Raw genomic sequence first — 22,349 nt, 5'->3', positions numbered from 1 at the left:
CGACAGCTAGACGGTCGTCACGAGCGAGGTGATGGCCGACGCGACAGCGCGCGGAGCCGTGTACTGCACGACGTGGTGGTGCCCCGGCACCAGAACGAGGGATCCCCTCGGCGCGCTGTCGCGCACCCGCCGGCACCACTCGGTCCCCGCGATGGGATCCTTGCCGCCGCGCATGACGAGCAGCGGCACCGCGAGATCGCCGACCTTGTCCTCCAGCCGGTACGCCAGCATGTGACGCAGCTGCGTGGAATACCAGACCGGCCCTGACCGCAGATAGTCGGTGAAGATGATCGCATTCGCGATCGGCGGTTCGCCCAACGTGTCGATGCCGAGCGCCGCGGACTGCGCGAGGACGGATCGATGCCGGTCGTCGGTGACAGGACCGATGACGACGACGGATGACGCGAGGTCGGGGCGCTGAAGGGCCAACTCGACCACCCACTGGGTGCCCATCGAATGACCGATCAGCACGGCATCCTTCACGCCGATGGCGTCGAGCGCCTCACCCAGTGCGCCCGCCATCTCTTCGATCGTCAGATCGCGCTTCGGTTTCGGCAGCCCGCCGAATCCGGGAAGGTCGACGGAGTAGACGTCGGCTTCGGCTGCCAGCGTGTCGTGCAGAGGCGACGAGTACCGGTGAGAGACGCCGATGCCGTGCACGATCACGTACGGCACCGCGGACGCGTTCTCCGGACGGGTGGACGCGAACACCCGGAAGAGCAGATCGCGGATCGGCACTTCCAGCGACGGAGGACTGAGCCCCTTGCGCACACCACTCACCCCGTTCTCCCCATCCCGCTACCGTAGCCGCTGCCCCGCACCGACGCCGAAGTGCACCCCGCCCGCGTCTCTCGCCGAACTCGCAGGCTTTTTGTCCCCCTTTTGGTGGACACGATGCCGGAAGTGGCTTTAGGGTGAGGAGTACCCGGGATCTTCGTGCCGGCAGTGGGGACTGCGGCGAAGGCATCCGAGACTCGGGCGATTGCTGGGGTCATCAGACCTGCACCTGAGCTCTTTCGCCGACTCCGCCCGATGGGGAGCCGGCGAAAGAGGCTCGGTGGTCATCTCGGGAGCCAAGGACCCTCTCGAGACTCCCTTTGGGGACAGATCTTCTCGAGAGGGCCCAGGGGCAGATCGAGTCGGTTGACGTTGGGGACCGTCACCCACAGTCGCTGGGGACAACTCTCGACCTGAGGTCTTGACCCGAACCCCCACCCCCATGCTGACGCACATCACCGCCGCTGTCTAATCTCCGGCGCGAGTCCTCGTCGCAACTCGCGGGCCGGGGTCGCCGCGGCCGCCCGTATTCCGGGGTCACACGGTGAGCAGCACCTTGGTCGCGCGGCGCTCGTCCATCGCCCTGTAGCCCTCCGCGGCATCCTCCAGCGGAAGGGTGAGGTCGAACACGACGCCCGGGTTGATCTTGCGATCCCAGATGAGCCGGATCAGCTCCGGCAGGAATCGGCGCACCGGCGCGGGGCCGCCGTGCAGGTGCACCCCCGAGAAGAACAGTTCGAGCCCGTCCAGCGACACGTCGTGCGAGACGCCGACGTAGCCGACATGCCCGCCCGCGCGCGTGGCGCGGATCGCCTGCATCATCGACTCCTGGGTGCCGACGGCCTCGATCACGCTGTGCGCGCCGAGCCCGTTCGTCAGCTCCCTGATCTTCGCCACGCCGGCGTCGCCGCGCTCTTCGACGATGTCGGTCGCGCCGAGTTCTCGAGCCATGGCCTGCCGGTCGGCGTGGCGGGACATGGCGATGATGCGCGCCGCGCCCAGCTCGCGCGCCGCGAGGACGCCGAGCAGGCCGACGGCGCCGTCGCCGACCACCGCGACGGTCTTCCCCGGCCCGGCCTCGGCGGCGATGGCGGCGAACCAGCCGGTGCCCAGGACGTCGGATGCCGCGAGCAGCGACGGGATGAGATCCGGGTCCGGCTGACCCGGAGTGGCGACCAGGGTGCCGTCGGCCAGCGGGATGCGGGCGAACTCGGACTGGGTGCCGAGCGCGCCGACGGGCTGCGCGTGCACGCAGCGGGACTGGTAGCCGGCCTGGCAGATCTCGCAGGTGTTGTCGGATGCGAAGAACGACCCGACCACGAAGTCCCCCACATCCACGTTCTTCACGTCCGCCCCGATCTCGGTGACGACGCCGACGTATTCGTGACCCATCGCGATGTGGTCGGCCGGTTCGGCGCCACGATACGGCCAGAGGTCGGACCCGCAGATGCAGGACGCCGAGAGGCGAATGATGGCGTCGGTCGGTTCGACGATCACCGGGTCCTCGCGGTCCTCGACCCGGACGTCGCCGGGCGCGTACATGATGACTCCACGCATGGTGGGGCTCCTTACTCGATGAGAGTGGCGGGAAGGGGATGCGTCGCCGACGGCGCCGCGGACGGCGTCGCTCGGCGAACCAGGAAGAGGAAGCTTGCACCCGCGAGCAGCACCGCTGCGGTCGTGACCACCCCGAGGGGCAGGATGCTCAGAGCGCCGGCGATGCCGACGAGCGGTGCCGCGACGCCACCGAACCCGAAGCGCACCATGCCCAGCAGAGACGACGCGGTTCCCGCCATCTGCGGGTATCCGAGAAGGGCGAGGGTCGTGGCGGGCGGCGAAGTGATGGCGACGCCGCTGGCGAGCAGGAAGAGCGACACGATCATCACCCACAGCGGCATGGACGTGACGCCGGAGGCGAGTAGCCCGAGAGCCCCTAGCCCCGCCGTCACGATGCCGATGGTGAGCGTGCCGGAGACGCTCCACGCCTCGGCCGAGCGGCCGGAGAGGTAGCCGAAGGTCATGAATCCGGCGGAGTTCAGGCCGAAAGCGAGGGCGTACCCGAGCGGGGACAGGCCGTAGATGTCCTGCAGTACGAACGTGGAGCCCGCCAGGTAGGCGAAGAGCGCGGCATAGAGGAAGCCCTGATTGAGGACCGCGCCGAGGAACACCCGATCCGCCAGCAGCGTGCGGAAGTCGTGGATCGTCCGCGCGAAGCCGCCCCGAATGCGCTGTTCGATGGGGAGCGTCTCCCGGAACACCAGCAGGGTGACGAGCAGGATGCCGGCACCGACGGCAGCCAGGAGAGCAAACAGTCCCCGCCAGTCGGTGACCGTGTTCAGCATGCCGCCGAGCAGCGGTCCGACGATCGCCGCGAACCCGCCCACCACGGTGAGTCGCCCGTAGAACCGGATGAGGTCGCCACCGGCATAGATGTCACGGCCCGCGGCCTGGGCGATCACGATGCCGACGCCACCGGCGAGCCCCTGCACGAAGCGTGCCGCGACGAGCAATTCGACGGTCGGGCTGATCGCGCAGAGCGCGGACGTGGCGATGTACGCGGCGATGCCCCCGAGCAGAATGCCGCGGCGTCCGAACCGGTCGGACAGGGGTCCTGCGATCAACTGGCCGGCGGCCAGTCCGATCAGGCACGCGGTGACCGTCAGCTGCGCGACGGAGGTCGCGGCATCCAACTCGTCCGTCAGAGCGGGCAGCGCCGGCAGGTAGAGGTCCATGGAGATGGGACCGAACACCGTCAGCAGCAGCAACAGGGTCGGCAGCAGGCGGCTGAACGCCGGCCGGGGCGGAGCGATCTGATCGGGCATACCCCTCAGCCTCGTCGCTCGACCAGATCGGCGGGAGTCTCTGGTGAGGGGTGTACTGCAAGGGCACCCCTCGAGCGCGCGAGTGCGCTTAGCGTTGAGTTCCGCGGCACTCAAGCTGCGTGCGGAAGGTGGAGCGGTGGCGCGGATCCTGGTGACCGGATCATCCGGGGGTCTCGGCTTCAACGCCGCGACCGAGCTGGCCTCTCGGGGACACGAGGTCGTGGTGCACGCGCGCCGGTCGTCTCGGCGGCCGGCTGAGGGTGCCGCGCCGTGGCTGGGAGCGGTCTTCGGTGACCTCGCGGACCTCGATCAGACACGGGATGTCGCCGAGCAGGCAGCCGCCTTCGGACGATTCGATGCGGTCATCCACAACGCCGGAGCGCTGCGTCCCCCTGACGCGGTTCCGGTCAACATCGTGGCGCCATATGCGCTCACGGCCCTGATGGACAAGCCGGGTCGATTGATCTACCTGAGCAGCTCGATGCATCGCGGCGGTTCCACCGACCTTCGGGGTCTCGGCTCAGGCCGGGCCTCCTACGGTGACAGTAAGCTCTGGGTCACCGCTCTCGCCCTCGCTGTCGCGGCCCGTTGGCCGGGGACCACGAGCCACGCCGTGGATCCTGGCTGGGTTCCGACGCGGATGGGCGGTGCCGGAGCACCGGATGATCTGGCCGCGGGGCACGAGACTCAGGCGTGGCTGGCCACGCACCCGGATGTCGAGCCCGCGACGGGCGGGTACTGGTACCACCGGCGAACCCAGCTCCCCGACGCGAACGCCCGCGACCAGCGCTTCCAGGCGCAGCTTCTGGCCGCGCTCGAAGCACACACCGGCATCCCGCTCGGCTAGGCCCGGCTCAGCGGTCGATACGCACCACGTCGTCGTCGGTGCCCGTCGCCGGCGGCGAGCCGAAGCGGGCGTTGGGGAGGAACAGGCTCGATCCGTAGGCGGCGAGCGTGGTCGGCACGTCGAAGTCCTCGCTGGTCAGGGTCTCCACGAGCGATCCGCTCGTGCCGTGCGCATCCAGCCGGATGACCGCGACCTGGTTGAGCCGGTTCTGCACGACGTAGAGCGTGCGGCCGACGACGAGCAGTCCGTCACCGAACCGGAGCGACGTGCCGCCGAGGTCGACGACCGTCGCGTCACCCCTGTCGGGGTCGACGCGGAAGAGAGTCCCCGTCGCCGACTGGATCACGAGGAGTGCCTTCTTGTCGGTCGTCTCGGCGATTCCATTGGCGTTGAACCCCGCCTGCTGCACCCACTGGCCCGTGAGCGGCAGCGTCACGATGTCGTCGGGGTCAGGAAGGTCCCCGGACGGACCGATCGGCAGCAGGTACAGTTCGGCAGCCTGGCTGTTCGTGAACCAGGCGCCGTCCCGCGTCACGACCACATCGTTGATGAACGCCGCACCGGTGGCGAGCTGGTAGGTCGCCAGCACCTCGCCGGTGGCCGAGTCGATCACGCGCGCGGTGCCGGATGGACCTCCAGAGACGAACAGGCGGCCGAAGCGGTCGACCTTCAGTCCCGCGGACGCGGTTCCTGGTCCCTCGCTGATGACCTCGCCCTCACCGGTTCGCAGATCGGCGGCGTAGATGTCACCGTCGCTCAGCGACCCGAGGTACGCGGTCCCCCGCCGGTCGATGGCGATTCCCTCGGGCTGGAACCCGTCGGGGAGATCGATCAGGTCCTCGACCGCGCCGCCACCGGGCGGGGAACCCGCGGCGTAGGCGGCGTTCGCCGATGAGACGGCGAGCAGCCCTGTCAGTGCAGCAGCGGTCAAGGTACGGGCAACGGTGCGACCAGCCATGACCAAATGCTATGACCGCTCCGGCCACCCGGGATCGGTTCGGGGAATCTTCGGCCCGCGGTCTTCGCGGTCCCCCGCGTCATGGGTGGCGCGCCTCACCATCCGGATCTCGAGGACCCCCTCGTCGATCGTCGTGGTGCCGTCGCTGCGGAAGCCGCACTTCCGGTAGAACGCCTGGGCGCGCGGATTCGCGTCGGCCACCCAGAGTGCGGCGTCCAGAGCCGGGTCGATCACGGCATCGAGCAAGGGGCGGGCCGCCCCACTCCCATGGAACGCTTCGAGAACGTAGAGGACGTAGAGCTGCCGTGGCCACCAGGCGTCCTCGTCGAGCGGAGGACCCGCCATCGCGACCCCGATCATCTCGCCGTCCCGGATGGCGACGGCCGCACGGTTGTCCCGATAGCGCTCGTCCGTGAGTGCGATCTCCCAGAATCTCTCGCGGCGCGGCAGCAGTTCCGGATCATCCAATACCGCGTCGGCCATGATGCCGCGGTACGTCTCCCGCCACGACTGCACGATGACCGCGGCCATCGCCGTGGCGTCGCCAGGAACCGCCCCACGTACCGTCATCGCCGCACTCATGCGACGAGCCTAGAGTTCGACGCCGGCGAGGATGGACGCTCACGACGCGCACCCTCGTCGGTGTGAGGCGCGGGCGCCAATGCGGGATGTGTCCCACGGCATCAGCTGCCTCGTCGGATCTCCTGCGCCGTGTACCTCGAGCGCCCGGCGACGATGGTCTCGAGGACACGCGCATCCAGCAGCGATGGCGCACCGTCGGTGAAGGGATCGGTGTCGAGCACAATGAGGTCGGCGGCGAAGCCCGGTGCGATGCGGCCCCGCCAGTCGCCGTCGCCGACCGAGGCGGCCGCGTCGCGGGTCGCGTGCCCGATGGAGCGCTCGAGCGGCAGCGCGTAGCGGGGGTGCAGGGCGGGCACCCCGCGGTCGAGTGCCGACGCCCGCGTCGTCGCGATGTACATGTTGGCGAGCGCGTGATGCGGCGCGGTGGGGGCGTCCGTCGAGAACGCCAGAAGGGCTCCCGCATCCTCGTACTCGGGCCAGGGGAAGGCGCGCTCGACCCGGGCATCGCCGAGCATCTCAGCCCAGTTCGCGAAGATCGCGGGGTCGGCGTGCACCGGCTGCATGGATGCCGTCACACCGAGCTGGGCCATCCGTTCCGCCGTTCCTGGTGCGGCGTACTCCAGGTGCTCGATGCGGTGCCGTCGGGGTCGGTCGCCGTTCTGCGCGACCGCGTGCTCGATCGCGTCGAGGGCGATCTGGCTCGCGTAGTCGCCGATGGCGTGCTGCGCGACCTGCAGGTTCGCTGCGTCCGCCGCTGCGATGACGGGCTTCAGCTGCTCGAGCGGCCAGATCGGCCGCGCGTTCGACCCGTCCGCGTAGGGATCCCGCATCGCGGCCGTGCACGCGTCGATCACCCCGTCCAGGATGAGCTTGATGCCGACGACCCGCAGCCACGGCGTCGAGGGCGCATGGGCGAGCTCGATCGCACGGGCGACCTGTGCGAGGTTCGCGGAATCGTCACCGGTGTTCGTGATGATCCAGTGCGCGGCGACGCGGATCGGCAGCTCGCCGCCGCGGCGCTGCTGAGCTCGCTCGAACGCCGCGAGCCCGAACTCATCGAACGCCATGTCCACGACGCCGGTCACGCCGGTGGCGAGGTAAGCCTCCATGGCGCGCTCCACCTGCTCGTCCCGGTCCACGTCGGTGGTCGTCGCGTCGCGGTGCCGCCACGCGAACCGGGTCGCGGCCGTCTCGTAGAGCATCCCGGTCGGCTCGCCCTCGGCATCCCGAGCGATCTCTCCCCCCAGCGGATCCGGAGTGTCCCGCGTTATGCCGAGCTGCGCCAGGGCCGCGCTGTTGACCCAGCACGAGTGGTAGTCGTTCGCATCGAGGTATACCGGAACGTCCGCGACCGCCGCATCGATCATCGCCGCCGTGGGGGCGCCGCCGGGGATCGAATCGAAGAGCCATCCCCGCCCGCGCAGCACGGCCGTATCCGGATTGTCGGCGCGGGCGCCCCGCAGGAGCGCCTGGATCTCGTCCAGACTGCGGGCATCCGTGAGCTGCACCTGCGCCAGGGCGGCGCCCATCATCAGAAGGTGGGTGTGGGCGTCGGTGAAACCCGGCAGCACCAGCCGGCCCCCCAGGTCGACCGTCGTGTCCGCATCCGGCGCACCATCGGCGTCCCCGACGTACGCGAAGGTGTCGCCGTCGATCACGACCGACTCGGCCCATGCCTTCGCGGGATCGGGGTCGGCGGTGAAGACGCGGCCGTTGACGAAAAGGGTGGTCACGGCCGGCCGCCCTTCCCCAGTGGCGTGCGCTGCAAGCCGGCGTAGAGCGCCGCCGCCACCAGCATCCCCACCGGCACAGACAGGTCGATGTAGCCGGTCGCCTCCGCGATCGGTCCGGCCCACACCTCCGTCGCCAGGCACAGCGCGGTAGCGAGACCGCCGAGCAGCAGCGCGGCGATGCCTGGAATGCTCCACCCGCCCGAATACCAGAACCGGCCGCCCGGCGCGTCGTCGAAGAGTTCGACGCCGTCATATGCGTATCGGCGACGCAGCACGTCCACCACGAAGATCGCCATCGCCGGGCCCGAGACGATCACGAGGAACTGGAGCATCAGGTTCGCGGCTTCGAGCAGACTCGAGGAGAGCACGAGATAGATCGTCAACGCGGTACCCACCACCCCGACGATGATCGTGGCGGGGATGCGGCGCAGCCGGAATCCGATCGCCTGCAGAGCCATGCTCGAGGTGTAGGCCGTCATGGCGTTCAGGGCGATCGTGTTGATGACGACTCCCACCACTAGCAGTGGGCCCACCCACCCTGGCAGCAGGTCGAGCAGTGCCACGTCGATCCCCGCGTCGAATGCGGTGGGACCGACACTCGTGGCCAGCAGTACGCCGACCGTCGTGAACACGATGAACGGCACGGCACCGCCGAGAGCGGTCGCCGCAGCGATGTTCGTGGGCTTGGTGGAGCGCGGCAGGTACCGGGCGATGTCAGGACTGTTGATGAACGACAGCGGGGTCGAGGCGAGGATCGTGAATCCGATCGAGATCGATGACCACAGCGCCACACCTTCCAGCGGCGCAGGCGCGGCGTACTGCCAATCGACGCTCGGCAGGATGAACCCCGCCACGACGAGGAAGATGACGAAGAGGGCCGCCGCCATGGCCGGGTACAGCCGCAGAATCAACCCGTGACCGTAGATCGCCACGACTATCGTGACCGCCGACACCACCAGCGTCACGCCGATCGGCACCCACAGTGGATCGTCGATTCCCACCCGTCGCAGAAGGTCTGCGCCGAGGAACGATGAGGCCAGCCATGTCAGCGACAGGAACACCGCGCCGATGAACCAGCCGACGAAGGCGACGAAGAACCTGTTGCCGAAGATGCCGTACATCGCGCGCGTCACGACGGATCCCGACGTTCCGGCCGCCGGGCCGCTCGCAGCGATGACCCCGGGGAAGATCCACAGCGTGGAGGCGGCCACGATCACGGCGATCGCCTGCCAGATCTCCAACCCCAGCAGGATCAGCGTGGCGCCGATCGTGAGGTTCAGGATGCTGACATTGGGAGCCGCCCAGATGAAGAAGAGGTCGCGGGCACGCCCGTGGCGTTCTGAGTCGTCGATGAGTTCGATGCCCCGCGTCTCGGGCCGGGATGCGGTATCGACGAAAAGCTCATCGGGAGCCTGCGTGTGAGACATGGGTTTCCTTCCGGACCAGCGGCGCTGCTATTGGTCATTCGCCCAATGGACTATTGGTCAGCCATTCAATAACATGGAGCCCATGACGTCAAGTCCCGTTTCCGTCCGATCGCGCAAGCCCCCGGAGGAACGGCGAGCGGAGATCCTCTCGCACGCGGCCGACATCGCACTCGAGGAAGGGCTCGAGCGCATCACGCTCCGCGCCGTCGCCGACCGGCTCGGCGTGCGTCCCGGTCTCATCACGCACTACTTCCCCGCCGCCGAAGATCTGGTGATCGAAGCTTTCGCGCGGGCGGCCGTGCTCGAGCGCGAGCGGTTCTTTCCGGGGGGCAGAAGCCCGATCGAACGCCTGACGCACTTCGTCCGCTACATCGAAAGCGGCGCATCCGCATCCCTCGCCCGCCTGTGGCTGAACGCCCGTCATCTTTCCCGCTTCAGCCCGGCCCTGTGTGCGGCGCTGGAAGAGCAGGACGGCCTTGACAGAGAACGCATGAGCACGCTAATCGTCGACGGGATCGCTTCAGGTGACTTCGCCGAGCAGGATGTCGAGGCGGCCTGCATCCGGATCTTCATCGCCGTGGACGGCGCCGGCTCCTATGTGAACAGCGCGGCCGATGTGGACAACCCCGCCCACAAGTACTTTCTCGCCGATGTGGCGGAATGGGCGCTCGGGCTCCCGCCGGGGACGCTTCGTGAGGGCATTTGCGCGGACGAGGTCCGGTGACAGAACGGCGTGCTCGGCCGCCGAGCGCCCGTGCGGTGCAGCCTCGATTCACCGCAGGCATCGACATCCGGGCGTGCCGCTGTGACCGAGTGGGTCGCAGGTATCCCGGACCGGCCGCGTGTCGGGCTCTCACGTGGTGCTCTTGCGTCAGGCGACGGAGAGAACGGCGGTGGCGGCGAGCACCACCCACGCCAGGTAGGCGAGGAGGCAGAACCTGTCGGGCCATCCGATTCGGATCTCAGGCGAGCCGCCCTGCCCGTGGGCGGGGGCAGCGGCGATGAGGAACCACACCAGGCCGGCCAGCGGAACGATGGAGGCGATCGCAAGCGTCCAGCCGAGCGCGGGTGCCGCTCCGACCCCCGCGAACAGCGCGGCAGGGGGAAACCCGGCGAGCAGCACACCGCCCAGCACCGTGTGCGCCCTGCCCACGGGCGTGGCCTGAGCGCGCGGAGTCATGATCGGATCGGCGTCGATGAACGCGGCGCAGAGCGCGCCGAGTGCAACAGCGGCAAGGCCGACCGTCCACACCCCGCCCAACGGCCACAAGGCGACGCACGTCGCCGCAAGGCCGACGGCCATCGTGACGAAGGCCAGGCGCATCACCCACCCGCGTCGCCCGAGAGAATACTCGCTGATCATCCGCCAGGACGGGTCGAACTCGGGCTTGAGGACGTGAAGCATCGCGATCAGCCCAGTCGTGATCCCGCCGGCGACGACCGCGGTGATGGCGGCGATCTCAGCGACGCTCAATATAAGCAGCCATACGTCCAGCGACCATGCGCATCCTCCTGCGCGGCACTCTATCCGGTGGTGGCTCGCGGCATCATGCCCTCATGGGCGTTCATCTCGGTGCTCAAACGACCTGCCAGCTTCCCGGACTCTCACGTGGCAGCCGACATGCAGCGAGTGTCCGCATGCAACCCGAGGCACGGTCCGAGCCGGCCAGCCACTTCAGCCGCAGATGACGGTCAGCGACTGGGAGAGCCCGTCCACTGCGCCGGCCGACGGGGTCTGGCCATGCGTTCCGGTGGACGCCATCTGCCGGAATGAGGGACCTGGGCACGCTCGGTGGTGGCGACAACTCCCCTGCTGCAATCGACATCCGCGGCCAGGTCACCGGAAACGCCGAAACCACACGATCGGGCCCCTTGCCTTCGTTCCGGCCGGGGGAGCACACTGGCCGGAACCAGCACCTCAGCCGATGACTAGGACAACGCCATGCCGCCGATGACCCAGAACCGCCGCTCCCTCTCGCGTGCTGCCATCGCGGTAGGGGCGGTGATCGCCCTCGTCGCCGCTGACTCCTCCGCGTATGCCGCTGAGCCGCCCACCATCGTGATCCCGACGACGGGCGGCACGACCAGCGTGACCTGGACACACCCCCTCCCCACCAGCATCGATCCGAGCGCGACATCGCTGATGATCCACAGCTACGAGCAGGCGGAGGGGGAGACGGTCCACTGCACGCTGCTGCTTTTCGACTCTCCCCTGGTCACCGCAACGTTCACCGCCGAGGAGTGGGACGCGCCCGGACCGGTCGAGATGGGCATCCCGGACGGCGCGCTCTCCGACGGGGTGTCTGATCTGACCTGCACGTCAGACGGCGGCGAAACGAACTGGACCATCTACTGGTCCCTCGACACCTCTGGCACCGGAGGCATGAACAGCGTCGATCAGGACGATGACTTCTTCTACCACGCCAAGCACACGGTGTTCGACCCCGGTCCGTCCCATGTGATCTCCCCCGGCGCGACGGTGCTGCTGGAAGGACCATGGGAATACCCCGAACCGGAATGGAACGGATACGCTTCCGCGACTCTCACCTCAAGCAACGCGCGATTCGCCCCGATCAACCTCTCCCCGACGTTCCCTGGGTCCGATCCGTACGGCCTGGTGGTGCAGATCCCTACCGATCTGCCCGCAGGCTTCACGGATACCCCGGCGACTCTCGCAGCGGCATCCGGCGGGAGCAGGGAGGCGGGTGGCTCCTTCAGCTGGAGGACGTCCTGGAGCGGCCCGGTCTCCTTCGGCGCGGCCGCACCATCGAACACCTTCCTCGCACTGGAACGCAGTCTGGGCACCTCACGGGAGCGGCTGACCGCTTCAGCCCGCGTGACGACCGCAGCAGGCGTCGACGTCGCCGGGACGATGGACTTCTTCGTGGACTCGAAGTTGGTCGGCAGCGTCGCGGTCGCCGCGGACGGACGGGCATCCCTCCTGCTGCCGAAGCTGCCGCGCGGCAAGCATGTCGTGGTCGCAACCTTCCGAGGCACGGACGCGGTGAAGTCCTCATCGAGTGCGGCATCATCCCTGCGCATCCTGATCTGACGCCGAACGCTCTCCATTTGTCGGCCCTATTTCACGCGGGCTGCTCGGTCGTGTCCTTCGAGGTGGCCGGCTTTCGCCGCCGCCTGGTCTGCCACACTCCAACGATGGTCGCGGCGAGGGCGACGAACGGCGTGATGTACACCACCGGGCCCTGCAGCAGCTCCCAGAACGTCGGCGGCGCAGCAACGACCGTTGTCGCCGCGGTGATGTGGACTTCTCGTCGAAGCTCTTGGCCGGCAGCCTCCCCGCGTACGGATGTCATGAGGACGAGGTCTAGCCGGCCGGACTCGGTCGGGGTGACGGTCCATGTGCGCTCGATGGCGGCACGGGACTCCGCACCGGCGGTCGCGTCGTTCTCGACCTGGCCAGCCATCTCAATACTGGCCGCTGCCGACCCCTGCTCGCGCGAGAGTTCGACGTCTGCACCGATCGTGTCGGCGTGCCCCTCCAGCGGCACGGTGATGGTCACCACGTGCTCCTCGCCGACCGTCATCTTCTCCGGCAGGTCCAGTTCGAGCGATTGAGCCGCCGCAGCCACTTCGTCGAGGTCGCGCTGCACGGGATGGACCTCAACGGCGAGTACGACGGGTTCGTTGATGTCGGCGTACTCCTCGACGACCTCGCCGTCGATCACGACGGTCGGGCGAATGCGCAGATTGAGTGTTCGATCACCCGCCAGGAGGGGAGTCACATCCCACGTCCAGCTGAGCGCGTACCCGCCGCTGGGGTGCGCGAATGCGTTGTCCACCCACTGGCGCGAGGGGGAAGTCGGGCTGACCTCGAATGACTCCGGGTCCTCCCCCATCAACGTCGCCTCGTTGGTCCAAGCGATCAGAATCTCCGTCGCGCCGCTGTCGATCGGGACTCCGAACACGATAGTGGCCGTGAAGCGTGTCGTCTCGAATTGCGTGATCACTGCGGGGTCGAAGCGGGTCTCGAGGCTCGCTGTCGAGAGGGCATCGCTGAGACTGGACGATTCGAGCAGCGGGATGTCAGTGTCCGGTTCAGCAAGCCCTTCACTCGGGTCGCCTTCCCCTGGCGCGGGGGCAGCATCGGGCCAGTCAGGGTCCGGTGCGCCGGGTGCGACGATCCCCGGATTGCCCGACATCACGCCGGAGCACGCGCAGGCGGCGAGCACGACGCCGACGCACAGTGCTAGTACGCTCACGACGCGCCGGACGCGTTCTCCCCAATCAATCAGGTGCATCACACACCCCCATCCCAGAGTGCTGCGTGACTGCGGCCAATCGTATTCCCGCCCGATCTCGGAGTCCATGAGTCGTGTCCGGTATCCCCTCGAGCAGGAAAGCTTGCGTACATGACGCCGGGCCACAATTGGAGTGTCCGGTCGCCACGACAACCAGATCTTCGAGGGCCCAAACGAAGTCGCAGCTGCCGGGTCTTCCGCGTCAACGCTGGGACCTCCTCTACGGGTTCATTGCGGTCGGCGGCCGAAGGAGCATCGCGTGATTGCAGAAGCGGGCACACCGGCCACGGCTCCCAGGACGTGGCCGACGACGGACATAGCTATCTGACCTTTCCGTTCACACTGGTAAGGAGATCGGGTCCCTTCGGGTGATACGTCTGGACGCCGATCATCCACCCCGGCGGGCCTCTTCATAACTACGGCTGGCGAGAGCGGGACCGGGTCGAGTGCACCGATCGCAGCGTAGGGAGCGAACGGGTAGTGCTTCGGCTCGCACCCATGCGCGAGGGCCTGGCTTCTAGGGGCTCCAGCGGAACGCGTGAAGGCGTTCGCCGTCCGCCATGCTGGACGTTCCAGTGACCTGGCCCCGTATGTTGATCCCGACCGCGACGCTGTCGTATCTCCCGCCGAGGGTGCCCAAGTCCGTCATTCCGTGAGCCGGCGTCCATCGAAAGGCATGCGGCTCGAACTCCACGTTCGTGTCGGCCACTCCGACGATCTGGCCCAGGTCGTTGATCTCGTACGCGTAGCTGTCTCGACCGCCGAGGGTGCCCAGATCCTGCATGCCGCCAGACGCCGTCCACCGAATCGCACGGGTCGGTCCCGTCATCCCGCCGCCAACCCCGACGACCTGGCCCAGCGCATTGATGGAGTGGGGGAAGAAGGCACCGAGATCCCGCATGCCCTCTAATGGCGACCACCGGAACGCGCGCTCGCCGCCATCGTTCGGCCGGTAGATTCCGATCACCTGACCGCGCACATTTATTCCGGTGGCGATGCTGTATTGACCAGCCAACGCGCCCAGGTCCTGCATTCCGCCTGCCGGTGTCCACCGAAACGCGTGTGTGGTGCCCTCGGCGAGATCGGCGTAGCCGACGACCTGTCCTAGATCGTTGATCGCGCTCGCATGCCGTCAGACGGAGTCCACAGATAGGCGCGACTGTTCCCATCCGCGGTGTCCGCGGTGCCGGTGACATGACCCCATGCGTTGATGTCGACGCTGTTGCTCTCCCGGCCACCGAGGGTGCCCAGATCGCGCAGACCCGTCGCCTGCGCCGTCACCGCTGCCGTCGTCGCCGGGGTAACCAACAAGGCGCCGGCTAGTACTGTCATGGCCACCGCGAGCACTCCCTGACTGCGCCGAACATTCATCGCTCACTCCTCGCCGGTGTTCCGTGGCCCTCGATGGCGGAATTGTCCCGCCCGACGAAGGTCTGGACAAGGCCTCATCGTCTCTCCCGTCTCACGCCGTGACCCCGAGCGTGGATCTAGCCCCGCACCGTCATCCGCTTTCGCCACACTTCGATACAGAGCCCCCTGACCAGCAACGCCGGGCACGTCTCCCGGCCGAACGAGCTCTCGTCCCCTCCTTCCCGCCGACAGGACTCGCCCGCGACTGTCTCCCTTGCGATCCTTGAACGTGCGCGTCGGGTGCATGGGGACGGGTGTGCTGGAGAAGTGCTGAAGCCTACCCTCGAGGGACGAGCATTTTCGACCCATGGCTTCCGGCGAAGTCCTGATCGTCAAGAATCGGTCGGGCCAGGTGCAGGGGGTGGCGGGGTTGCCTTCGTGGGGTGCTGATTCGGAGGACTGGATGGACTTCAGAGCGAGCACGATTCAGCGACCGTTGCTCGTACTCTTCTGCGGGCTGCCGGGGTCGGGTAAGACGACTCTTGCGCGCGAGCGAGCACGGGAGACGGGCGCCATCCGTTTCAGCACTGACGAGTGGATGGCGGATCTAGGCGTCGACTACTTCGATGCGATGCGAGACAACCTGCAGCACCGGCTGGACGATTTGTGGAAAGAGCTGCTCGAACACGGGCAGAGCGTGATTCTGGAAGACGGAACCTGGACGCGTGAAGAGCGCGATGAGATCCGCCGGATCGCGCATGTCCTCGGCGCCACCACCGAAATGCACTACTTCGACATCCCGTTCGATGAACTGTGGCGACGACTAGAACTCCGGAACTCCGCGGCAATTCACGGTGCGGCGCTGATCACCAAAGAGGTGCTGGAAGAATCTCGGCGGAGGATCGATGGTCCTGACGCCGCGGAGCTCTCCCTATTCGATCGCGTCGTTGTGCACAGTTAGTCACCCATAAGCGGCCTCTGCGGGTGGAGACGAGGGACCGACGCCAAGCGGGCAGACGTCGCTTGCACGAAAGTGAACACCGCAGCGGCTACGACGACGGCGGCGAGCAACAGCCCAAGCCACGGTGCGACGGTGGGTGGAGCGTTAAGGAGGGATTACCGGGCTCCACGCGGATCTGTCGACAATGGCGCTGCAATCATCTGGGCGCCGGTCGGCCCCCGAATCCAAGTTCTCATCACCGGCGAGCTCTGATGTGCGGTGGAGCTGCTCGAGCCACTCCGCCGCGAGCTGGCGGCCGTGTGGGAGTTTGTCGTCTCGGTCCCATCGCCAAGTCGTGGCGAGTGCTAACGCGATCAGTCGACACTTACGAAGCAACTCCGTATTCACAGTCGGGTAGTAGTCGCTCACTGCTTCAGGGGCATGGGCGAGATCAAATTCGACCGGGCCGCGGCAACAGGTCTCAAGGTCGATGAATAGTGGCCCGTCTTTCGTTTCCAGCAGGTTCCCGGGATGAGGTTCGCCGTGAAGCATTTGCGCGCCACCGAACTCGTTGATCGCGGGTGCGACCGTTCTCAACGTGTGAAGGAGTGTGGCTCTGTCTGCGTCGCTGAGAGCGGGGCTCTGCTTTGGGTCGCAGAGAAGGCGAAGAGCCGATTCCACCCGGTCCATGAAGTGAGGTACCGGGGCGTCCAGTGTGCGCATGCCGGCATGCAAACGCATCAACGCGGCGGCATAGTCAGGCGGTGGTACCTGTTCAGAAGTCGCCGATGCGTAATAGGTCCATAGCGTGACAACGAAGTCGCCGAGGGCATAGACGCGAGGGGGTACACGCGGGTCGAGAGAAGCGACCGGACAACCAGCGTCGACGAGTTGTTGCGCGAGTCTGATCTCGAACTGAGCAGACGTATCGTGCTCCAGGGCGATTCTCGCTACGACATCGCATGGCTGAAGACGCAGAGTCAGCTTGTTCGAGTTGTTCAAGATAACCGCGTTGCCGACCTCCAGATCAAGCGACGTGGCGATTGCGATTGCGGCGTCCGTCGCCCGCCCAGCCTCAAGTGCCAACATGAGTCACCTTGTTCCGCGCAGTGGCGGCAGTCGAGAACGTATCGAGAACAACGGGACGGAGGCGGAAGGATACCGAGAATCGCAATTGACCTCCTCGGGCGGAGCGTCGCAAGAGAGGCGCACGCCCATCATGGTGGCTCTCCGCACAAGATCGTCGGCTATTCCGCAAGCGCGGCTCTCAGCACTCGAATTGCCTTCGGCCCGACACCGTGGAGTGTCGCAAGGTGATCGAGGCCGGCTTTCTTGACGTCATCCAGGTCCCGCACGCCCACCTTGTCGAGGGCTCTTGTGGCAGGAGCGCCGATGTTCGGCAGCCGGCGCGCACCGTTCATGCAATGCAGAGTACGCCCTGTACCGAGTATGCATAGACCGGTCATTCACGGGGCCAACCCGGGGTGCCCCTACCGTGCGGGCGTCGCGTACAGGTTCATCGTAGACGCCCATCCGGTCTGCCTTTGCATACGGGATCCAGGCGTCGCGAGACAGGCGATAGCGGCGGAAGCGCACCCCGCCGATTTCCGCGTCTTCCGCGGAAGTGAAGCCGAACCTGGCCATGACACCGCCCGGCGAGCGAGTGTAGGGCAGCGCTACGAAGACCTCCTCGAATCCGAACTCGCCGAACCCGCGGCCCAAAGCGGCTCGAGTAACCTGAGCGCCGACACCCCAAAAGGAAGGAAACAGAACGAGGCCGAACTCCGGGCCCACGTCCTCCCGCTGAAATCCGCCCCAGCCGACGAACTCCTCGTCCAGGAACACCGCCCACGGTCCGTATCCATAGTCTTCCCACTGAGCGTCTTTGGACTGTATCCATCCAGCGGTTTGCGCCTCATCGAACCGCCCAGCCAACGGCATGTGGCGTACATTGCGTGGCTCATTCAGCAACGTCATCACAGCAGACAGCGGAACCTCGGTCAGTCGCCGGAGTTCGACAGCCGGTGTCCGTTCATCGGCCATGCGTCGAGCATCCCCCACCGCAGTATGCAGTCGCAATCCTTCGCCAATTGCACCGCGGCATGCCACATCCTCGCTGATCGCCCGCTCGCTTCCAAGCCGCTTCCCCCCACAATGCTGTCATCTGCCTGACGACGATGCCGCCTCCGCGGATGGAATGGCCTCCCGAGAGCGCGGCAGATTTCCGGCAGACGCCGTGACGAACGCGGTTCGCGAGCGGGTCCCTCAGCGCGACAGGTTTCGTTGGGTTCAGCACCCGAAAGCGGTACCCGGTTTCTCGTGCGTCCTTCGCTTGCCTGCAGGAGCAGAAAGCGGTGACCGCGACCCGGGCGGGATTAGCCGGCGAGCAGCCAGCCGCCGCACAGGATCTTCCAGCTCAGCCCCGCTCAAAGCTGTGCCCGTCCGGTATCGGTACGCTGACAGCGAGTCGATTCGGACTGCTCTTCACTCCATTGACGCCGTGACGATGATACCCCGGGGCTCTCCGCGGGGTATCAGGTGGTAGGCGACGATGTTGTTCAGTGGGCCACGTCGTAAGCCTCGATGACCGATGCGGGGACACGCCCGCGTTCGCTCACTTCGTGTCCGTTGTCTCGTGCCCAGGCGCGCACTGAAGCCAGGTCAGTCCGACTCGCCCCACGTGCTGACGAGCTGGTAGACCGACGCGATCCCCCAGCGGAACGAGCGGCTTTGATGAACGGCTCAAGCGCGTCCACGAGCTTCTTGCGGTTCTTCGACGACAAGTCGATCTCGTAAAGCTTGGAGTCGAAACTGAACGTCACGGTGCCGTCCGCGTCCGAGCCGTCGATGTCGTCAATGTAGGTCGTGATTGTCTTCTTAGCCATAGAAATCCTCCATGTATCGGGTCGGGTACCCGACAGCCATATTAGGCCACTTAGCAATGTGCGACCACGAAACATGCGCCTCGCAACATCGATGCCGCTCCGCTCATGCGCTCAAATCGTGTCAGACGAGAGCAGGAGACATCGGAGCACGGAACCCAGCTCGAAGAAGGGTCAATGCGAGGCGCCGATTTGGCAACGTCTCGAGCGTCATCGAAGAGATCCGCGTGCAGACCAGGTGAGATTCTCACATTGGCTGCGCGGGCGCCTTGCGCGAGTCTCGTTGGGGTATATCGCCGGCGGGCTCCCGGTGTCATCATGAGCGGGGGCGGGCGCGGGATAAATAGGAAGCGGAATTGTCATGGCGCGGATTTCGGCGCGAATTGCGGTAGCCCTGCTCGCGGCGGGAGTGAGCGTCGCTTCATCGCCGCTTAGCCCTTCTGCGGCGGAGCCAGTGGAATTTCCCCTCGGCATACCGACCTTCTATGACCACATCTTCTATGGCGGCAATGGCGAGTGGGCCGAATCAGTCGGTCCGAACCTGACTGAGATCCGGCTCGACGTGGAACGGCCGGTGCGGGGAGAGAGCGTTCTCTGCCAATTCTTCTAGGAGCACGCGATCATCAGCGAGAAAGTGTGGACGCCGGAGCAGTGGGAGTCAGATGCTCAACGCTTCCTTCCGGTGCCCGCAGGCAGCATGCAACCCGGACCGATTTCGTACTCGGTCGCCTGCCTCTCCGGGGAATCCGAGAACGGCTGGAGCGTGCAGTGGCTCCTGTCGCCGGAAGATGATCGCGCTGCCGTGACGCTCCGGGAGGACCCGACCGCACCGAGCCAAACCCAGCAAGACCGACACTATTCCGCGGTGCCGGGACCGCCGAAGACGGTATCCCGCGGAGACGTGGTGGTGGTCCGAGGAGAACCGGGCAGCTTCCCGGCGCCGTCTGACGGTATTGCGTTCTACTCGTGGTGCGGCATCTCGAATCAGCAGTTCGGGTGGAATCAATGTGTACCCACCGTCGCCGCCGACGGGTCGACGCTCACCTTCACCATCCCATCGATCCTCTCCGACCGCTTCATCCGCCTCAATAACCTGGAGCTCTACGCCCACTCCAGCAACGGGAAACCCATATCGACCACTCAATCCGTGTCCAGAGCGGTCTATTGGTCAGCGCCGATCACCTTCGACACGATCAGACGGTCAACGACAACCCTTCAGCTCAGCCGGTCGGTGACCTTCGCCGCCCTGGGCGTGCAAGCGGTCGCGACAGTCGCTCCGGCAGGTGGCTCGGTGACCGGAGGAACCGTGCAATTCCTGGTGGACGGTCGCCGAGTCGGCACCGCACCGGTCACGACGGACGGGACCGCCCGATACTGGCTTCCACGGCTCTCCCGGGGTACCCATTCCGTCATCGCCACGTACACCGGCTCCAACGGCACTGATTCCTCCACCAGCGCACCCGCCACACTCAAGGTGCTCTTCAGATCACTCCCGGTTAGCCCAACCCTTCGCCCAGCAGACGAATGAAGATGCCGGCGTTACAGCCGCCTCGCTGAGGAGCGCCGACGTGACGCCCGAGAGCGCGTCGCCGGCGTCCGCATCGGGATATTCGGAGCACCCGACGCTGTTGATGACGCGCTCGCTCGACCCGAGCGGGGACTGGGGTCATATCCAGCCTGAGATTGCCGACGGCGTCGGCCATCTCGGTGGCCCGTCGGTCGTGCGCGTCGGCCGTGTCAATGGCCGGTCCTCGACCGCACGCAACGCCCTCCGTTCATCGGGTCTATTGACGCGCCGACTCGGTGAGGACTACGCGATCCCGTGCCTCACTATCGTGGAGCGAGCGCGCAAGTGCGAGGTGGTTGACCTCGCCCCCGCTCCTAATCCGCGAGAGCGAGAGCGTCGCTATGGGGCGGGACGTTCGATGCGCACCCCCCCAGGGTGGACCAGCACATGCGGTCACAGCCGTCCTTGTCGCCCATTCCAGTATGGCGATGCGGACCTTGAGATTGGAGAAACCGGGCCGCAGCTACGAGCACGAACATGCGGGCGATCTGAGACGCCTCGAAGGGGGTCGTCACAGTGTCGACGCGACCCAGCCAGCTGCCCGGGTCGGGTTGTAGCACGCGCGTACTTTGTTGGATCACCTTGAGGACCGGCGGGCGCAGAGTATCGAGGTACGACATGGCCGCCCTTTCCAGGGCGACGCCTTCGCGCGTGTCGAGTAGCCGACTGACTCCATGGACCGAATCTATCGAAGACTCGCGAGTGAATCGGTTCGACGAGTCGCCGCCTATGGAAGGGAAGGGTCGGCTCGCAAGCCGGTCCCTCAGCGCGACGCTTCACGTCTCGCCATGGATATCTTCCCATTGACAATGGGAAGATATCTGCCCATACTTCCGGTATGAGACGTCGTGCAGGCACACTGCTTCCCCTGGAGAGCGAGATCCTGGACACCGCTTTGCGCCTTCGACGGGCCGGCGATGTGGGCTTTCATGGGTTCGCGCTCGCGAAGGTTCTCGCCGGCGACGGGAAAACCCTCACCGCACACGGCACCCTCTACAAGGCGCTGAGCAGGCTGGAGAAGGCCGGTCTGCTGGAGAGCGAGTGGGAGGATGCGGCGGCCGCTGAGGAGGGAGGCCGCCCGCGCAGGCGTGTGTACACCGTGACCGGGGCGGGGCAGCTCGCGCTCGCGTCGCACCGGGCGGAAGCAGCCCACGACGCGCCCATCGGGCGCCCGGCGTGGGAGGCGCTGTGAACGCCGACCTGGGACCGGACCCGGCGGCTCGAGACGACCGCGTCGCGGCGACGGCAGCGGACGTCGCGCGGCGCTGGGTGTGCTGGTACTGCGGATTGGTGGGCACGGAGGCGGCCGAGCGTCGCCGTGCGGAGATCGAGTCCGATCTCTGGGAGCAGCGCTCCGACGCGCGAGAGAACGGCACGCGATCACCGATCGTCGCCGGTGCTATCGCGTTGCGGGTCGTCGGCGGAATGCCGGACGACCTTCTTTGGGTACGAACACAACGCCTGGCGATGCGGGGTCAGCGGGCCGATCGAAAGGCATCTGCTATGGACTCTAAGAAGCAGTCACCCGGCCGGTGGTGGTGGGTCGTCGGCGCTGCCGTTCTCGCCGCCGTCTACCTCAATTTCGGCATCGAGAACCTCGTCGGCGACGACGGACCGCGGCCACAGGGCGCCGCGGCGTGCTTCATCTACCTCGCGATCCTCCTCGCCGGCATCGCGTGTCGCGTCAAGGCGCCTCGCGTGTCGGGTGTGCTTATAGCAGTGGGTGCTCTTCCCACGCTCGCGGCATATTGGGCGCCTCCGCTCGTGATCCTCGGCCTGGCCGTCGCCACCGGCGCCCTCATCGAAGTGGCGCGCCGCAGCGCGAGCGGCGCCGTGGCGCGCACCGGCGCCGTGCTCGGCGGTGTGCTGCTGGGCGCCGGCGCGATCGTTCCGATGCTTGGCATCGATCCGGCTCCGGTGACGACGCCGTTGGTGGCCGTAACCGTCAGCATCGTCGCTGTTGCCGTGGGAATCGTGCTCCTCGTCGCCACTCGCGCGTCGGCGCCACACCCGATCGAGAGGCCCGAGCCACCCACACGCCTGGCGTGATCTGCGAGCGCGCCTTGCGCGCCTCGCCGTACAACCCGGCACGGCAGCGGCATTGACCGCGACCCCGCCCGTGCCGCCCGCGGGTCCGGGATGCCGCTCGGCACGGTATCCCGGACCCGTTGTCGACGTCGCCCGTCCCGGCGTGCTCGGCACGTT

General features: G+C 66.9%; 24 protein-coding genes and 1 pseudogene. 9 read left to right on the top strand and 16 right to left on the bottom strand.

Annotation, left to right across the window (positions count from 1 at the left end):
- Window positions 1–6 precede the first annotated feature (6 nt).
- From ACLQ2Q_RS11690 to ACLQ2Q_RS11680, 3 genes are all read right to left on the bottom strand, one after another.
- Entirely contained in the window at window positions 7–780 is a 774-nt protein-coding gene (locus tag ACLQ2Q_RS11690) for an alpha/beta fold hydrolase (RefSeq protein ID WP_425820634.1), read from the bottom strand.
- A 534-nt stretch (window positions 781–1,314) separates the two neighbouring features.
- Window positions 1,315–2,334: a zinc-dependent alcohol dehydrogenase family protein gene (locus ACLQ2Q_RS11685; RefSeq protein WP_425820633.1), complete on the bottom strand. Its 1,020-nt coding sequence runs from the start codon at window positions 2,332–2,334 to the stop codon at window positions 1,315–1,317.
- Window positions 2,335–2,345: 11 nt separating this feature from the next.
- On the bottom strand, window positions 2,346–3,599 hold the full coding sequence (locus ACLQ2Q_RS11680; RefSeq protein ID WP_425820632.1) for a multidrug effflux MFS transporter: 1,254 nt from the start codon (window positions 3,597–3,599) through the stop codon (window positions 2,346–2,348).
- Between the two features lie 136 nt (window positions 3,600–3,735).
- Between ACLQ2Q_RS11680 and ACLQ2Q_RS11675 the strand changes: the two genes are divergently transcribed.
- Entirely contained in the window at window positions 3,736–4,446 is a 711-nt protein-coding gene (locus ACLQ2Q_RS11675) for an SDR family NAD(P)-dependent oxidoreductase (protein ID WP_425820631.1), read from the top strand.
- A 7-nt stretch (window positions 4,447–4,453) separates the two neighbouring features.
- Here the strand turns inward: ACLQ2Q_RS11675 and ACLQ2Q_RS11670 are convergent, their stop codons facing one another.
- The 4 genes from ACLQ2Q_RS11670 to ACLQ2Q_RS11655 all read right to left on the bottom strand — a co-directional run bounded on the left by ACLQ2Q_RS11670 (window position 4,454) and on the right by ACLQ2Q_RS11655 (window position 9,146).
- Window positions 4,454–5,404, bottom strand: a complete 951-nt coding sequence (locus ACLQ2Q_RS11670; RefSeq protein WP_425820630.1) for an SMP-30/gluconolactonase/LRE family protein — start codon at window positions 5,402–5,404, stop codon at window positions 4,454–4,456.
- Between the two features lie 9 nt (window positions 5,405–5,413).
- Window positions 5,414–5,986 carry a GNAT family N-acetyltransferase gene (locus ACLQ2Q_RS11665; RefSeq protein ID WP_425820629.1) on the bottom strand — a complete coding sequence of 191 codons (573 nt, stop codon included), beginning with the start codon at window positions 5,984–5,986 and terminating at the stop codon, window positions 5,414–5,416.
- A 101-nt stretch (window positions 5,987–6,087) separates the two neighbouring features.
- Complete coding sequence (locus ACLQ2Q_RS11660) at window positions 6,088–7,719, bottom strand: amidohydrolase (protein ID WP_425820628.1); 1,632 nt, start codon at window positions 7,717–7,719, stop codon at window positions 6,088–6,090.
- The gene (locus ACLQ2Q_RS11655; protein WP_425820627.1) at window positions 7,716–9,146 is read right to left on the bottom strand and encodes a purine-cytosine permease family protein; all 1,431 of its coding nucleotides are present in this window, start codon (window positions 9,144–9,146) and stop codon (window positions 7,716–7,718) included. Before ACLQ2Q_RS11655 ends, ACLQ2Q_RS11660 begins: the two co-directional genes overlap by 4 nt.
- Window positions 9,147–9,228: 82 nt before the next feature.
- Here ACLQ2Q_RS11655 and ACLQ2Q_RS11650 point away from each other — a divergent pair, with 82 nt between their 5' ends.
- Window positions 9,229–9,870 (top strand): TetR/AcrR family transcriptional regulator, encoded by a 642-nt coding sequence (locus tag ACLQ2Q_RS11650; RefSeq protein ID WP_425820626.1) that lies wholly within the window; start codon window positions 9,229–9,231, stop codon window positions 9,868–9,870.
- Window positions 9,871–10,017: 147 nt separating this feature from the next.
- Here the strand turns inward: ACLQ2Q_RS11650 and ACLQ2Q_RS11645 are convergent, their stop codons facing one another.
- Window positions 10,018–10,620, bottom strand: a complete 603-nt coding sequence (locus ACLQ2Q_RS11645; RefSeq protein WP_425820625.1) for a DUF998 domain-containing protein — start codon at window positions 10,618–10,620, stop codon at window positions 10,018–10,020.
- Between the two features lie 242 nt (window positions 10,621–10,862).
- Here ACLQ2Q_RS11645 and ACLQ2Q_RS11640 point away from each other — a divergent pair, with 242 nt between their 5' ends.
- Window positions 10,863–11,075: a hypothetical protein gene (locus ACLQ2Q_RS11640; protein ID WP_425821058.1), complete on the top strand. Its 213-nt coding sequence runs from the start codon at window positions 10,863–10,865 to the stop codon at window positions 11,073–11,075.
- A 13-nt stretch (window positions 11,076–11,088) separates the two neighbouring features.
- Window positions 11,089–12,198 carry an Ig-like domain-containing protein gene (locus tag ACLQ2Q_RS11635; protein WP_425820624.1) on the top strand — a complete coding sequence of 370 codons (1,110 nt, stop codon included), beginning with the start codon at window positions 11,089–11,091 and terminating at the stop codon, window positions 12,196–12,198.
- 31 nt (window positions 12,199–12,229) lie between these two features.
- On the opposite strand, the gene ACLQ2Q_RS11630 is transcribed toward ACLQ2Q_RS11635, so the two are convergent.
- From ACLQ2Q_RS11630 to ACLQ2Q_RS11615, 4 genes and pseudogenes are all read right to left on the bottom strand, one after another.
- Window positions 12,230–13,405 carry a hypothetical protein gene (locus ACLQ2Q_RS11630; RefSeq protein ID WP_425820623.1) on the bottom strand — a complete coding sequence of 392 codons (1,176 nt, stop codon included), beginning with the start codon at window positions 13,403–13,405 and terminating at the stop codon, window positions 12,230–12,232.
- Between the two features lie 517 nt (window positions 13,406–13,922).
- A complete protein-coding gene (locus tag ACLQ2Q_RS11625; protein WP_425820622.1) occupies window positions 13,923–14,438 on the bottom strand; it encodes a hypothetical protein in 516 nt (171 codons plus the stop codon).
- 27 nt (window positions 14,439–14,465) lie between these two features.
- A pseudogene (locus ACLQ2Q_RS11620) lies at window positions 14,466–14,522 on the bottom strand (hypothetical protein); the annotation flags it as partial.
- The gene (locus ACLQ2Q_RS11615; RefSeq protein ID WP_425820621.1) at window positions 14,510–14,776 is read right to left on the bottom strand and encodes a hypothetical protein; all 267 of its coding nucleotides are present in this window, start codon (window positions 14,774–14,776) and stop codon (window positions 14,510–14,512) included. The pseudogene ACLQ2Q_RS11620 and the gene ACLQ2Q_RS11615, both read right to left, overlap by 13 nt.
- A gap of 346 nt (window positions 14,777–15,122) precedes the next feature.
- On the opposite strand from ACLQ2Q_RS11615, the gene ACLQ2Q_RS11610 reads away from it, so the two are divergent.
- A complete protein-coding gene (locus tag ACLQ2Q_RS11610; RefSeq protein WP_425820620.1) occupies window positions 15,123–15,716 on the top strand; it encodes an AAA family ATPase in 594 nt (197 codons plus the stop codon).
- Between the two features lie 144 nt (window positions 15,717–15,860).
- On the opposite strand, the gene ACLQ2Q_RS11605 is transcribed toward ACLQ2Q_RS11610, so the two are convergent.
- From ACLQ2Q_RS11605 to ACLQ2Q_RS11590, 4 genes are all read right to left on the bottom strand, one after another.
- Window positions 15,861–16,784, bottom strand: a complete 924-nt coding sequence (locus ACLQ2Q_RS11605) for a phosphotransferase (protein WP_425820619.1) — start codon at window positions 16,782–16,784, stop codon at window positions 15,861–15,863.
- Between the two features lie 158 nt (window positions 16,785–16,942).
- Window positions 16,943–17,116, bottom strand: coding sequence for a DNA-binding protein (locus ACLQ2Q_RS11600; RefSeq protein WP_425821077.1), 174 nt, complete (start codon window positions 17,114–17,116; stop codon window positions 16,943–16,945).
- Window positions 17,034–17,738 (bottom strand): GNAT family N-acetyltransferase, encoded by a 705-nt coding sequence (locus ACLQ2Q_RS11595; protein WP_425820618.1) that lies wholly within the window; start codon window positions 17,736–17,738, stop codon window positions 17,034–17,036. The genes ACLQ2Q_RS11600 and ACLQ2Q_RS11595 overlap by 83 nt, the downstream gene beginning before the upstream one ends.
- Window positions 17,739–18,253: 515 nt before the next feature.
- The gene (locus ACLQ2Q_RS11590) at window positions 18,254–18,580 is read right to left on the bottom strand and encodes a histone-like nucleoid-structuring protein Lsr2 (protein WP_425820617.1); all 327 of its coding nucleotides are present in this window, start codon (window positions 18,578–18,580) and stop codon (window positions 18,254–18,256) included.
- A 358-nt stretch (window positions 18,581–18,938) separates the two neighbouring features.
- Between ACLQ2Q_RS11590 and ACLQ2Q_RS11585 the strand changes: the two genes are divergently transcribed.
- From ACLQ2Q_RS11585 to ACLQ2Q_RS11570, 4 genes are all read left to right on the top strand, one after another.
- Complete coding sequence (locus tag ACLQ2Q_RS11585) at window positions 18,939–19,187, top strand: hypothetical protein (RefSeq protein WP_425820616.1); 249 nt, start codon at window positions 18,939–18,941, stop codon at window positions 19,185–19,187.
- A 255-nt stretch (window positions 19,188–19,442) separates the two neighbouring features.
- Window positions 19,443–20,105: an Ig-like domain-containing protein gene (locus tag ACLQ2Q_RS11580; protein ID WP_425820615.1), complete on the top strand. Its 663-nt coding sequence runs from the start codon at window positions 19,443–19,445 to the stop codon at window positions 20,103–20,105.
- Between the two features lie 877 nt (window positions 20,106–20,982).
- Window positions 20,983–21,336, top strand: coding sequence for a PadR family transcriptional regulator (locus tag ACLQ2Q_RS11575; RefSeq protein WP_425820614.1), 354 nt, complete (start codon window positions 20,983–20,985; stop codon window positions 21,334–21,336).
- Window positions 21,333–22,193 carry a hypothetical protein gene (locus ACLQ2Q_RS11570; RefSeq protein WP_425820613.1) on the top strand — a complete coding sequence of 287 codons (861 nt, stop codon included), beginning with the start codon at window positions 21,333–21,335 and terminating at the stop codon, window positions 22,191–22,193. The genes ACLQ2Q_RS11575 and ACLQ2Q_RS11570 overlap by 4 nt, the downstream gene beginning before the upstream one ends.
- Window positions 22,194–22,349: the final 156 nt, after the last annotated feature.

The organism is Microbacterium sp. DT81.1 (genome assembly GCF_049844955.1).
Taxonomy (GTDB): Bacteria; Actinomycetota; Actinomycetes; order Actinomycetales; family Microbacteriaceae; genus Microbacterium.
Note: the sequence above shows the minus strand (reverse complement) of the source record. Positions and strands in the feature narration are given on the sequence as shown.

Coding starts and splice junctions, on each gene's coding strand:
- ACLQ2Q_RS11685 (WP_425820633.1), bottom strand. CDS start 2,334: ATGCGTGGAGTCATCATGTACGCGCCCGGCGACGTCCGGGTCGAGGAC.
- ACLQ2Q_RS11680 (WP_425820632.1), bottom strand. CDS start 3,599: ATGCCCGATCAGATCGCTCCGCCCCGGCCGGCGTTCAGCCGCCTGCTG.
- ACLQ2Q_RS11670 (WP_425820630.1), bottom strand. CDS start 5,404: ATGGCTGGTCGCACCGTTGCCCGTACCTTGACCGCTGCTGCACTGACA.
- ACLQ2Q_RS11665 (WP_425820629.1), bottom strand. CDS start 5,986: ATGAGTGCGGCGATGACGGTACGTGGGGCGGTTCCTGGCGACGCCACG.
- ACLQ2Q_RS11655 (WP_425820627.1), bottom strand. CDS start 9,146: ATGTCTCACACGCAGGCTCCCGATGAGCTTTTCGTCGATACCGCATCC.
- ACLQ2Q_RS11650 (WP_425820626.1), top strand. CDS start 9,229: ATGACGTCAAGTCCCGTTTCCGTCCGATCGCGCAAGCCCCCGGAGGAA.
- ACLQ2Q_RS11635 (WP_425820624.1), top strand. CDS start 11,089: ATGCCGCCGATGACCCAGAACCGCCGCTCCCTCTCGCGTGCTGCCATC.
- ACLQ2Q_RS11630 (WP_425820623.1), bottom strand. CDS start 13,405: ATGCACCTGATTGATTGGGGAGAACGCGTCCGGCGCGTCGTGAGCGTA.
- ACLQ2Q_RS11625 (WP_425820622.1), bottom strand. CDS start 14,438: ATGCAGGACCTGGGCGCGTTGGCTGGTCAATACAGCATCGCCACCGGA.
- ACLQ2Q_RS11615 (WP_425820621.1), bottom strand. CDS start 14,776: ATGAATGTTCGGCGCAGTCAGGGAGTGCTCGCGGTGGCCATGACAGTA.
- ACLQ2Q_RS11610 (WP_425820620.1), top strand. CDS start 15,123: ATGGCTTCCGGCGAAGTCCTGATCGTCAAGAATCGGTCGGGCCAGGTG.
- ACLQ2Q_RS11605 (WP_425820619.1), bottom strand. CDS start 16,784: ATGTTGGCACTTGAGGCTGGGCGGGCGACGGACGCCGCAATCGCAATC.
- ACLQ2Q_RS11600 (WP_425821077.1), bottom strand. CDS start 17,116: ATGAACGGTGCGCGCCGGCTGCCGAACATCGGCGCTCCTGCCACAAGA.
- ACLQ2Q_RS11595 (WP_425820618.1), bottom strand. CDS start 17,738: ATGGCCGATGAACGGACACCGGCTGTCGAACTCCGGCGACTGACCGAG.
- ACLQ2Q_RS11590 (WP_425820617.1), bottom strand. CDS start 18,580: ATGGCTAAGAAGACAATCACGACCTACATTGACGACATCGACGGCTCG.
- ACLQ2Q_RS11585 (WP_425820616.1), top strand. CDS start 18,939: ATGGCGCGGATTTCGGCGCGAATTGCGGTAGCCCTGCTCGCGGCGGGA.
- ACLQ2Q_RS11575 (WP_425820614.1), top strand. CDS start 20,983: ATGAGACGTCGTGCAGGCACACTGCTTCCCCTGGAGAGCGAGATCCTG.